The organism is Prevotella melaninogenica (assembly GCF_018127925.1).
GTDB lineage: Bacteria > Bacteroidota > Bacteroidia > Bacteroidales > Bacteroidaceae > Prevotella > Prevotella melaninogenica_C.
This window is the reverse complement of sequence record NZ_CP072347.1, coordinates 996,174-1,009,171: the sequence shown is the minus strand read 5'-3', so window position 1 is coordinate 1,009,171 and position 12,998 is coordinate 996,174. Positions and strand designations below refer to the sequence as shown.

Sequence of the window (12,998 nt, the reverse complement as noted above, 5' to 3'; positions counted from 1 at the left end):
TCGTTTACTCGAAATCAACAGGTGTCACCTCTGTATTATCTGCTGCGGATGATGCATCTCCCTTGATATCCTCATCAGTGTTTGGAAGGTCTTCACGACTATCATCCTCCACCTGTGACTCCATCTCAGAACTCATCACCTTACATACTGATGCGATGACATCATTCTTTTTAGCGAGGTTTATTAGGCGCACACCTTGTGTTGCACGACCCATAACACGGCATTCAGCAACTGACATACGAATAACAATACCACTCTTGTTGATAATCATCAAGTCGTTATCATCGGTAACGTTCTTAATAGCAACAAGTTTACCAGTCTTATCCGTGATATTCAGCGTCTTAACACCCTTACCACCACGATTGGTCAATCGGTAGTCTTCTACCTGTGAACGCTTGCCATAGCCCTCCTCTGACACAACCATAACGGTCTCTTTGACTGGGTCATTTACAACAATCATACCAACAACCTCGTCTTGTCCGTCATCGTCTAATCGCATACCACGTACACCAGTAGAAACACGGCCCATAGTGCGGATATTTGACTCGTCGAAGCGGCAAGCACGACCATTGCGGTCAGCAATGATAAGTTCGTTATGACCATTTGTCAAGCGAACATCTACTACCTCATCACCTTCATTGATATTGATAGCAATCACACCATTCGTTCGAGGACGAGAGTAAGCACGGAGAGAGGTCTTCTTAACGATACCCTGCTTTGTTGCAAATACTACATAGTGAGAATCAAGGAAGTCATCATCGTCCAAGCCCTGAATACGCAAGAACGCATTAACAGAATCGCCCGGCTCAAGTGAGAGCATATTCTGAATAGCACGGCCCTTTGAGTTCTTGTCGCCCTCTGGGATGTCATAACACTTCATCCAGTAGCAACGACCCTTACGAGTGAAGAACAACATTGTCTGGTGCATTGTTGCTGGATAGATATATTCGGTGAAGTCCTTCTCACGAGTACGAGCACCCTTTGAACCTACACCACCACGAGCCTGCTCCTTAAAGTCTGCAAGTGGTGTGCGCTTGATATAACCAAGGTGGCTGATAGTAATAACAACTGGGTCATTAGGATAGAAGTCCTCAGCATTAAACTCATGCTCGTCAGGGATAATCTCTGTACGACGATCATCGCCATACTTCTCCTTCACCTCCTGCAGCTCTTCCTTCATTACCTCCTTGCAACGCTCAGGATTATTAAGAATCTCCTGCAAGTCCTTGATGGTTTGCATCAATTCCTCAAACTCCTGATGCAACTGATCAAGACGAAGACCAGTCAGCTGTGACAAACGCATATCAACGATAGCTCTTGATTGAAGCTCATCGAATTCAAAACGCTTCTCAAGGTTTCTTTGGGCATCTGAAGGTGTCTTGCTGGCGCGAATAATACGTACAACCTCATCAATATTGTCACAAGCCTTAATCAATGCCTCCAAGATATGTGCGCGCTCCTGTGCCTTCTTCAAGTCGAATTGTGCACGGCGGATAGTGACATCGTGACGATGTTCAACAAAGTACTTAATGCACTCACGAAGGCTCAACAGACGTGGACGACCCGCTACCAATGCGATACAGTTTACTGAGAAAGAACTCTGCAATGCTGTCATCTTGAAAAGCTTATTCAGAATGACGTTTGCATTGGCATCACGCTTCACATCAACAACGATACGCATACCTTGACGGCCCGTTTCGTCATTAACGTTAGAGATACCCTCCAACTTTCCTTCCTTCACGAGGTCAGCAATATATTCAATAAGTTGCTGCTTATTAACTCCGTAAGGAATCTCTGTCACAACAATCTTATCATGGTTCTCATCGCTCTCAATCTCAGCTTTGGCACGCATTACGACGCGACCACGACCAGTCTCATAGGCATCTTTTACGCCTTGAAGACCATAAATATATGCACCTGTTGGGAAGTCTGGAGCAGGAATAAACTCCATCAAACCATCGTTAGAAATCTCTGGATTGTCAATATAAGCACAGCAACCATCAATAACTTCTCCAAGGTTATGCGTAGGGATATTCGTTGCCATACCCACAGCGATACCATTACCACCATTTACAAGCAAGTTAGGAATCTTTGTAGGCATCACAGCAGGCTCACGCAGCGTATCGTCGAAGTTGTTGACCATGTCAACCGTATCCTTCTCGATATCGTCCATAACGTGCTCACCCATCTTTGAGAGGCGGCACTCCGTATAACGCATCGCAGCAGCAGAGTCACCATCGACAGAACCAAAGTTACCCTGTCCGTCAACCAACTTGTAGCGCATATTCCATTCCTGTCCCATACGCACAAGTGCACCATAGACAGAAGAGTCACCATGTGGATGATACTTACCAAGTACCTCACCAACAACGCGGGCACACTTCTTGTAAGGCTGGTTGCTAAAGTTACCAATACCGCGCATACCGAAGAGAATACGGCGGTGAACAGGCTTAAAACCGTCACGAACATCAGGGAGGGCACGTGCCACAATCACCGACATTGAGTAGTCGATGTAGGAGCTTTTCATCTCCTCCTCGATGTTGATCTTCATAATTCTGTCCTGATCAATTGTCTGATTTTCGTCCATTATATATTTTTTCTGTTATAAATTTCTATCACTTTAACGAGCTCTTCTTTGAAAGACTAAAATTGCCCACAATAGCCTTTATTTCCTTTCTGAGCCGTTTTCGCACTTTTTCAAGGTGTAAAGATACGAACATTTTTTGATACCACAAAGGGCTTATAACGAAAAAATGTTATCAAGACCTATTATTTTGAAGTGTTTATTTCTTTTTAGGATTTACATTAAATCGCCATGACAGGGACAACATTACATATCGTGGAATACTATTATTCCATGTTTCCGTTCTTCCTTGTGCGTTCATTAAGTATTGAGTATTAGAGAGCTGACAGAGCATATCAAAGCCTTGCAACTTAACTAAAAGTTTCTTATTAATGAAACTGCGACTAAGTTGTGCATTCCATATCCAGTCAGTAGTATTCATCTCTGAGAGCTGATAACCACGGCGAGCAAACATTGTTAGGTCGGTTGTTAATTGTAGTTTCCAAGGCAAAGTTATTTGCGCATTCATACCTATATTATAATCTCCTGCATGAATATTACTAAATCCCTCACGCTGGCTCTTGATAAGATAATATGTACCTCCGCCATGAAGTGTGAACTCATAGTTATCATCGGGACGATAATTAAGTTTCAAGACGTTACTTATCTTCCAGTTATTTACAATACTTCGTTGACTTTGTGTAGTCCCTTGTACCATTGCCATGTCAACGTTATGATTATAGTTAAAGGATGCTTGATTATCAATACTTAATTTCTCTTTTTTATCCAGCGGACGGGTATATCCTATTCCTAAATCAATGCGATAGTTACCATTTACGCTAATGGGCTGAACGGTTGAAACACCTGTTTGTTTATCAAATACAAGACTATAAGCCACAGCATTATCCGTCTGATGATAACCCGTATTAATGTTAAGGCGACTATGTTTCTTTCCCTCAAATGTCTTACCACCTTCTATGTCATAATAATGAATATTACGAAGCTGTGTATTGCCTAATATGATATTCATAGGATTGCTGTCATCACGATAATTAACCATTGTTGTGAGGTCAGGGAATTCAGAATTCACCTTAGCTTTAATACCCCATGACTTACCCTTTAACCATATATTAGGTTCGAAGAATATGCTCTGTCGAGACACATCGTGTCGTCCCATGCGTTGATAATAAAGGTTGGCATGAGCTATACGAACAGGCAGATTGACACTTAGCTCACACTTCAAGAGTTTACTATACAAGTCTCTATAGCAGAAGTTAAATTGATGACTATTTTGATACTCAGTAAAGTGATAAGTATTCCCATTATCAAGGACTGTAGCCAAGATGCTTGTGGCAGAGGGCAATCTATCGAACAAACTACTATCACGTCCAGAAATCTTATCAAGACGATAGAGTGGATTATCCGTTTTTATATAAGAATATGCGTAATTATACTCAGGTTGCAAGCTGATATTTCTAAAAGCCCAATTATAACTGATACCAGCTGATAACTTAAGGTTTTGATTAAGGCGGTTTATATATTGATTACGATAATCACGTGGAAGACTATGCTGTAGATAGGTCAAATCCTGTAGAGAAAAGGTCTTTTGCGTGTTACGATTATAATTGATTCCAAAGTTCCACCTAATCATATCAGCAATAATGCTGATACCATTTCTATTTTGAAGATTAAAATCAACATTCCTCGATTCAAGGCTATTTGCCGACAACATACGGTTAAGCAACGATTGATTGTCAGACGTTTCGATATTGCTGTTGTTCAGGCCATGGCTATGGGCATAGGAAAAGGAAAGATTATTAATCGTATAATATTTATCTTTTTGGATACATAAATTGCTACCCGCTGTCCAATTATCAGAGCTTCCTAACGACTTATACCTGCTATGCTGATATGAATCTCCACCATACAAGAATATTTGTTTAGACGTGTGAGACTCGTTGTCAGTATTTGTATGATTCCAAAGACTACTAAGGTCGAACCAAGAAAATTCATTTCCTAAAAAGCGCATATATTGAGCACCAACCGTTTTAGTCGTCTGCAATCCACTCCCTACATCTTGTGGGCTCCACTCACCATTAAGTGCTGCTCGCTGATTGTCGTTAAGGTTGTTGCTATTGGCAAATATTCCGATGCGTTCTTTGTCAGAGAACTTTATGGCTAAGCCACGTAGCTTATATCTGTTGTTCGAACCTGCACCAGCTTCAACGTTACCCATATAGCCTACGGCATACTCCTTCTTCAGCTTTACATCCATCACATAGTTCTTGTCGCCCATATCACGTCCTGCCAACTTTGAAGCTGCTCCAGACTTGTTAAAAACTTTGATTTTATTAACCGTATAGGCAGGTAGATTCTCCAATGCCAACATTGGGTTTCCACTGAAAAACTCTCGTCCGTTGACTAAAAGACTCTGAATATATTTGCCATTGACAAATATTTGCCCATCTTTGGTCAGTCGTGCGCCTGGCAACTTGCTAATTAGCGCATCGAGCATGCTCCCCTCTGCAAGGTTGAAAGCATCAGCATTATAAACAATCGTATCGCCCGCAACAATCATCTTAACCTTTGTAGCCTTTACGGTCACTTCTGCCAATTCGTGCGGCTTTGCCAATCGTATAGGCTTTACAGATACAAAAAACTCACGCTTACTCCTCCACACACAGTGCATATAGCTGTCCTCATACCCCTCAGCACTTGCACGCACGATATAATTCCCAACTTTTGTCAAGTGTTCAAAGCGGTAGAATCCCACATATTCTTCAGCCTCTGTAGGATAGGTAATCGTACTATCAATGACCACACTGTCTGATGTCATCAAGTAAACCTTTGCCCCTGGTATTCCTGCCCCTGTCATATTATCAAGTACTCTGCCTTGTACAGGAATGTTGTCGTTCTTTGCTTGCCCACTATTACAGCAGAAAAACAACATCAATAACAAGATTAGTCCGTTTCTCATAAGATGCTTTTTAGAAATAGATTTATTTTTGATAAAGATTGTCCAATGTCAAATGGTGCATGCAAAGATAAAGAATATCTGATAAAAAAGCAAGGAAGATGTAAGTAGATTTCTATGTAGAAGTTTCTTTTATATACGTGTAAAGTTACGAACAAATCTTTGTGATTCCAAGAATCTATTACTTTAAAAAATGTTATTTTAAGTCTAACTTTTTGATATATCATGAGTTATCTTTTATTGAGCAAGTATCCTCCCTTATGTATACGGACACTTTATGGTTGTATTATCATTTCTCAAAATTACAAAATTACAAATTACAAATTACATTAAGGTCGTGGGGGTATGTCTGCCAGCAGCTAAGGAACAAAAGTTTATTATTATATATAATATAAATATTATATATAATAATAAAAATATTTATATTATAAATTATTATTTTATTCATTATAAAACTATCATTTTTCACCTATTCGGCACCATACGAAAAGTCTGATGGTCCTTAATGTAATATGTAATTTGTAATTTTGTAATCGGAGGAAAGTAACAAAGAAGTTATGTTACTGATTATCAATCAGAACAGAAGTATTGTTCTCACTCTCACTATTGTAAAAAGTTAGGTCTTAACGTCTTATACAATAAATAAAAGGAAGTTTTTAGGCTCTTCCGTTAAATGCGTAGACTCCTATCATGCAGTGCATATAGTCTTAATTTGAAGTATTCTTCATTTCTGAACCCATATATCTGTCTTTTCAAAACTTTTATTTTGTTGTTAATTCCTTCTATTGTTCCGTTTGTTATATAATGGTCATACCATGCTAATATGTATGTCTTGTATGCTCTAATAGTTGACGCCATTTTCATTAATGGTTGTATTTTGGATTCTATAGCTTGCTTTACCCATTCATCCAACACAGCTTTAGCCTTTTGCTTACTACACTGATTCCATATTTCCTTAAGATCTTCTTTGAGATAATAGGCAATCATTAGCGGACGGTTTAGGCTTAGTGCGTTCTCCAGTCTATTTCTGTGTGCATGATCAAAGATATCATTTCCATTTCTGAGTAACAACCAACGTGTTCCTTTGATTACTTTACGCTTGTTGATGTCCTTTTCCTCATGCCATAACTGTCTCCTTAGCAAGTCCAGCTTTTCGTTCATAAGCTTGGTTACATGAAAGTGGTCTACTACAAGTGCTGCATTGGGAAGATGCTCACTTACAGCTCGTGTATATGCGGCAGAAAGGTCTGTACATACTGCTTGTATATGCTCTTTGTCTTTGCCGAGCCGTTCCCAAAATCCATCAAGAGCATTCTTGCCATTACCATCACCGACATAAACAATATGACCATTATCCAAATCTACAACTATGGTCTTGTATACATGCCCCTTATGAGTGGCAAACTCATCAATGGAAATACGCCTTAACATGGAAAGGTCTGGGTTAGAGTAATTTGACTGTAGAAACTCCATCTGTATATTACGTACTACATCCCAGGATACCTGTAGGAACCATGATATATCTTGAATTGTTGCAAAGCGAGACAGGTCAAACACCATATTTGCAAAAGCTATAGTGTGCCGACGTTTTCCTTTCGCAAAGTCGATGTTTTCTTGTTTGATACAGCCGCAGTCGTGACATTGAATACGATGTACACGCATGTCCAGATAGGTCTTGCTCAGACCTATGGGAACACTTACAAAGCGACGAATATGACTGCCGTTACGATTAATATTATGACTTCCACATACAGGACAACAAAGTTTTTCCTTTGGAGTTTGGATTTCTAAAACTAAGTTATTACCTTCGTAGCGCAGATTCTGACAATCTTGTTGGGAGACGCCTAAGGCGTTTTGCATTATGCTGGTATTCATGTTCTTGAAGTTTGGTCACTACAAAGATACATAATACCAGCTTTTTATATATAACTAATCAGAGATATCTATCCATTTAACGGAAGAACCAGTTTTTAGCCTATCTATTCACGGTGGAAGGCGCATCTGCATCGTATAGATATGGCATCAAAGAAGCTTAGAGAGAACCTCTATGCGAAAAAAATAAATAATGAGCGTATTGTTATTAGCCTATGCGATAACTGCTAATCATTTTGTAAAACACTGACTAATAGCACATTATAACTAAAATAACATTTTATAACACTCGCTTTTCTTGCAATCTTAGAAATTAAAACTTATCTTTGTATCGTCAAAATGAAAAACAAGAGAAGAAAGTAGAAAACAAGTCGTTATCAGTTATGAAGCTCTAAGACGTACATATCTGCCCACACCGTCACGTCTGCTATCACAGAACTGCCCTCACGCTGAAAACGAAGAACATTAGTCGCAGGCTTGACTTGCTGCAGCTGGTAGCCATGTGCCCGAAGACCAGACGCCAATGTATGATAATATCCCTTGTCCCAAAAGACGATTTGCAACGCTCCTCCCCTATCGTCAATGACAGCAAGGCTTGAATTATCCTTCTTTGCAAAGAGCCTGTAGAAAGGTTGTTTTGATTGGTCGAAGTCAGCATTAGGACCGACGTGCCACCCCCACAACTGACGTGTGTCATCAGCTACTAACTCTGTCGGAATTCGTCTGAGTCCATACTTACTGAAAAGATAAGGTGCAACCGCCCGCTTCCATTTCTGTACCTGATATTGCAATAATTCAAGCACAGGCAATGGAAGTAAAGGAAGATTCCCCTGCGCAGGTGTGCACAGAGGAATCAGTAAGAAAATAAGTTGAAAGATTATTCGCTTCATGACAGTCCTTCCAACTCGTTTAGCCAGTTGGTTGACATTGCATCAGACGGCATTCTCCAGTCGCCACGTGGCGAAAGGCTCACGCTGCCCACCTTTGGTCCGTCTGGCAAGCATGAACGCTTGAATTGCTGAGAGAAGAACCTACGGAAGAAGATGCGCATCCAATGAAGAATGACGCTGTCGGGGTAAACACCACGAAAGGCATTCTGCGCCATCCAATAGATTTTTGAAGGGCGGAAACCGCAGCGAAGAACATAATAGAGGAAGAAATCGTGAAGCTCGTAAGGTCCAACAAGGTCCTCTGTCTTCTGCGCAATTTCTCCCTTATCATCAGCAGGTTTCAGCTCTGGTGAGATTGGAGTTTCCACGATGTCTATCAATGTCTTACGTACATTTTCATCCTTAGTTGTGTCGGCAGCATAACGCACAAGATATTGTGTCAGCGTCTTTGGCACACCTGCATTCACGGCATACATACTCATGTGGTCGCCATTATAGGTGCACCATCCCAAGGCAAGTTCGCTAAGGTCGCCCGTACCAATGACAAGTCCGTTCATCTGATTGCTCAAATCCATCAAAATCTGCGTACGTTCACGAGCCTGTGCGTTCTCATAAGTAGAATCGTGCACCTCTGGGTCATGACCAATATCCTTAAAATGCTGTAAAACAGAGGCTTTAATATCAATCTCACGAATCGTGATACCGAGATGTTCCATCAGTGCCATTGCATTCTTATAGGTTCTGCCCGTTGTTCCGAACCCTGGCATGGTAACACCAACAATCCCCTTACGGTCAAGCCCAAGCTTATCAAAAGTCTTGACAACAACAAGGAGGGCAAGGGTGGAATCAAGTCCACCACTGATACCGATAATTGCTGATTTGCAATTAGTATGTACCAATCTTTTTGCCAATCCACTCACCTGAATATTATAGATTTCATCGCAAGCTTCCTGCATATTTTCAGTCTTAGGAATGAAAGGATGCTGGTCGAACTCGCGTGTCAGCGTAAACTCACGCATAGGATTGAGCGGTGGCAAGCAATCCACATGCAAGGCGAGTTCATCAATCTGACCAGTAACACCAGCTAATCCTGATGCAACAGGACGTTGTGCGTTGACAAAGGTACTATTGGTACGACGTTCGCTACGCAAATTTTCAATATCAATTTCAGAGATAACTAACTGTGGGTCAAGCTGGAAACGCTCTGACTGCTTAACAAGTGAGCCATTCTCAAAAATCAATGCATTTCCGCCAAAGACAACATCCTGCGTACTCTCACCAAAACCACTGCTGCTATAAACGTATCCGCTGATAGTACGTGCGCTTTGCTGGGCAAGCAGTGACTTCAAGTAGGTATGCTTTCCGATGAGTTCGTCGCTGGTAGAGAGGTTGAAAATAATCTCAGCACCTGCCAAGGCAAGATGATTGCTCGGTGGTGTTGGTGCCCATACATCCTCACAGATTTCTATGGCAAAGGTAGCCCCCTCTGACGTGCGGAAAATCTGCAACTCTGGTGTCACGCGAATATTATTCCCTGCAAAGAGAATGTGCTGTGGGCGCAAGTCTTGTGAAGATGCAAACCATCGTTTCTCATAGAACTCGCTATAGTTAGGCAAGAAGGTCTTTGCCACGATGCCTAAGAGTTTTCCTTGTTGAATGACCAATGCGCAATTAAGGAGCAATGCTCCCACAGCTACAGGTGCACCGACAATGACGGTGATATCTAATTGGCGAGTAAATTCGAGCAGCTCAATGACTGCCTGCTCAGTATCGTCAAGGAGAAGCTGTTGCTGGAAAAGGTCCTGACAAGTGTAACCCGTTATTGAAAGTTCTGGGAAAACGATAACCTCTACGCCCTGACCTTCAGCAATAGCAATCTGCTTTTCTGTTTCTATAAGGTTGAACTTTGTATCTGCAACCTTCACTGCAGGAATAGCTGCAGCCACCTTTATAAGTCCGTGTTTCATATTGAATGAAAAAATTATTTAATTGTTACCTGAGTAGCTCCGTAGCCGTATTCACGGAAAGAAGCATCTTGGTAAGAATAATGTTTGTATTTATAATTAAGTTCATGAATAATAGCATGACGCAATACGCCTTCACCCTTTCCGTGGATAAAAATGAGTTTCTTGCCACGATGAGCCTTGTATTGTTCGAGCGTACGACGGAAAACATCTAATTGATATTCAAGAATATCTGCCGCTGTCATACCCGCTGTCGTCTCGAGCAATTCATCAGCATGAAGGTCTATGATAATTTTGTCATCGCTAAGAATCTGTTTAGCAGGTTTCTTACGCTCAAACTTATAACGCTTGGCAAGTTCCTCCGTCTTCTTGTCAATCTCTTCTTCTGACAGACGGCTTGGGGAAGAATATCCCACCTTTAGTTTCTCAGTAGCTTCGTCCTCTGCCTTTCTTGTCAAAGGTTCCAACATCGGGTGCTGAGCAGGCTTATCCTTCTCAATCAACGTGTATATCAATGCTGGCTGCTCAAAGAAAACACTCTCGTGGAAAGTATTGAGCTTATAGAACTTCACGGCATCAATCTTCACCTGAAGGTCACAAGTAGGCTTGAGTGCGAAAGGCTTATCCTTTTTATAGCTGTGAAGTTGAACACATCCCTGTAGCATATCGTTGAGGTCGGCAAGTGTGAAGTCCTCAATCAACAGCTTCATATTTGGTTCCAATTCGCCAACAGCCTTTAATACCCACTTATCTTCCTGCTTTAAAGAGTAGGAGAAATGAACATAATAATTTGAATCATTGACAAGATAAGACTTGAAGTGTGTAGTCGTGAGGTTCTTTATATCGGTAGGTGTGAAAGCAAGATAAATAGACAACTCATCACCACCAACACGTTCTCTTACTGGAGCTTCAAAATTAACGGAAGGGTCATCATTCGGTTCTATATCTGCATCAACATCACGCCAATCCTCCCCTACTTCCTCTTCTTCAGCACCTGTAGCGGTCAGACGTTGCTTGATACTGCGGGTGTCCTCACCTTTCTCCATCTTACGTTGTTGCTGGTCGATACGCAGTTTTGCACGGTCGGTAGCGGCATCTTCAACAACTACTACCTCATTGGCTGGTGTCGGTATCTGAAAACCGTCTTCGTCTTCAACCAAAACAATTTTACCTTTGAAACCAGCAATGACTCCACCACCAGTAGAACTTAAAAATCTTACTTTATCTCCTATTTTCATCTTTTATTCATTAACTTTATAGATAACGCAACTAATAGCTTGGCAATTAGCTGCATTTCATCCTTAATTAATAATGGGAATTTTGTTATCCTATCGCTAAATATGTTTTAATACCATGCACAATTTGTTGGACATATAAGCCCAATAAATTAAATCTTAGCGATAATGATTTATTCTTCCAATAACTAATTTAATATTTCTATAGCTTTCGGCATCATGTTATGGAATCAACAACGAAGAATCACCATAGCTAAGGAAACGGAAGTCATGGCTGAGCGCATAATCATAAACCTTACGCCAATCGCCCTTTAAGAAAGCACTCACTAAGAGCAACAACGTTGATTGTGGTTGATGAAAATTGGTAATGAGCGCCTTGACAATCTTATAGGTATAGCCAGGAGCAATGATAATCTGTGTACTCGAATGTAACACATTTAATCCGTCTTTATCCAAATAGGCAAGCAAATGACGGATTGAATCCTCTGCAGTTATCGCCTTACCATTCACAATGACCAATCCTTCTTCATTATGTGGTAAGTCATATGGCTCCCATTGATTGACATGAAGGTCTTTCTCTGCCATTTCTGGAGACAACACCAACTTAACACCCATATAATAAAGGCTTTCCAGTGTTCTCACACTTGTTGTTCCTACAGCAACAGCATGGCAATTATGCTTCAGTAGTTTCTCCAAGGTCTGACGACGAACAACAACAAACTCCGTGTGCATATTATGGCCCTCAATCTCCTGACTCTTCACAGGTTTGAAAGTTCCGGCTCCCACATGAAGTGTAAGTTCCTCACGATCAACACCATGTTCATCCAAGGCTTTCAGCACTTTATTGGTAAAGTGAAGTCCAGCTGTAGGCGCTGCCACTGAGCCTTTAATCTTTGAATATACGGTTTGATAAGTTTCCTTATCACTTTCCTCTGTAGCACGGTTAAGATATGGAGGAATAGGTAATTCACCTACGGCTTCCAGAATCTCAGCAAATGATATGTTTGTATTATCCCACTCAAATTGAATCCAATGATTGGTTCCACCAGCTTGCTCCTGCACCTTACTGCGGTCCATTGTTGCGGTGAGTGTTAGCTTTTGCCCTTTAATTTCGAATGCACGCTTTAATGCACCTTCCTTCCACTTCTTAAGGTTGCCAACCATACAAAGCCATGCACACTCGTGATTTGTTTGAAACATCAATTCATAATCTGTTGGCTGTGCTGGTTCCATTAGGAATACCTCTATGAGGGCTCCCGTCTCCTTACGAAAGTGCATACGTGCCTGAATGACTTTCGTATTATTGAAAACCATCAACGCACCTTTAGGCAAATATTCAGGAAGATTATAAAAAATGTCCTCCGATACATCACCATGCTTATAAAGCAATAACTTGCTATGGTCGCGCTCTGTCAACGGAAATTTGGCGATGCGCTCATCGGGGAGTGGATAGTTGTAATCAGAAATGCTAATATGTTTTGTATCTTCAGACATAATTTA

General features: G+C 41.1%; 7 protein-coding genes. All 7 read right to left on the bottom strand.

The window, feature by feature from the left end:
* Positions 1–4: 4 nt before the first annotated feature.
* Positions 5–2,587, bottom strand: coding sequence for a DNA gyrase subunit A (gene gyrA, locus J4861_RS03775; RefSeq protein WP_211815865.1), 2,583 nt, complete (start codon positions 2,585–2,587; stop codon positions 5–7).
* Between the two features lie 196 nt (positions 2,588–2,783).
* Complete coding sequence (locus J4861_RS03770; protein WP_211815864.1) at positions 2,784–5,540, bottom strand: hypothetical protein; 2,757 nt, start codon at positions 5,538–5,540, stop codon at positions 2,784–2,786.
* Between the two features lie 666 nt (positions 5,541–6,206).
* Positions 6,207–7,412: an ISL3 family transposase gene (locus tag J4861_RS03765; RefSeq protein WP_211815863.1), complete on the bottom strand. Its 1,206-nt coding sequence runs from the start codon at positions 7,410–7,412 to the stop codon at positions 6,207–6,209.
* A gap of 374 nt (positions 7,413–7,786) precedes the next feature.
* A complete protein-coding gene (locus tag J4861_RS03760; protein ID WP_211815862.1) occupies positions 7,787–8,299 on the bottom strand; it encodes a hypothetical protein in 513 nt (170 codons plus the stop codon).
* Positions 8,296–10,266, bottom strand: a complete 1,971-nt coding sequence (locus J4861_RS03755; RefSeq protein WP_211815861.1) for an NAD(+) synthase — start codon at positions 10,264–10,266, stop codon at positions 8,296–8,298. Before J4861_RS03755 ends, J4861_RS03760 begins: the two co-directional genes overlap by 4 nt.
* A 14-nt stretch (positions 10,267–10,280) precedes the next feature.
* Positions 10,281–11,501, bottom strand: coding sequence for a DUF2027 domain-containing protein (locus tag J4861_RS03750; RefSeq protein ID WP_211815860.1), 1,221 nt, complete (start codon positions 11,499–11,501; stop codon positions 10,281–10,283).
* Between the two features lie 219 nt (positions 11,502–11,720).
* Complete coding sequence (locus J4861_RS03745) at positions 11,721–12,992, bottom strand: S-adenosylmethionine:tRNA ribosyltransferase-isomerase (protein ID WP_211815859.1); 1,272 nt, start codon at positions 12,990–12,992, stop codon at positions 11,721–11,723.
* Positions 12,993–12,998: the final 6 nt, after the last annotated feature.

Bases quoted from the DNA above. Each gene is read 5' to 3' on its own strand.
- gyrA (WP_211815865.1), bottom strand. From the start codon at position 2,587: ATGGACGAAAATCAGACAATTGATCAGGACAGAATTATGAAGATCAAC.
- J4861_RS03770 (WP_211815864.1), bottom strand. From the start codon at position 5,540: ATGAGAAACGGACTAATCTTGTTATTGATGTTGTTTTTCTGCTGTAAT.
- J4861_RS03765 (WP_211815863.1), bottom strand. From the start codon at position 7,412: ATGAATACCAGCATAATGCAAAACGCCTTAGGCGTCTCCCAACAAGAT.
- J4861_RS03760 (WP_211815862.1), bottom strand. From the start codon at position 8,299: ATGAAGCGAATAATCTTTCAACTTATTTTCTTACTGATTCCTCTGTGC.
- J4861_RS03755 (WP_211815861.1), bottom strand. From the start codon at position 10,266: ATGAAACACGGACTTATAAAGGTGGCTGCAGCTATTCCTGCAGTGAAG.
- J4861_RS03750 (WP_211815860.1), bottom strand. From the start codon at position 11,501: ATGAAAATAGGAGATAAAGTAAGATTTTTAAGTTCTACTGGTGGTGGA.
- J4861_RS03745 (WP_211815859.1), bottom strand. From the start codon at position 12,992: ATGTCTGAAGATACAAAACATATTAGCATTTCTGATTACAACTATCCA.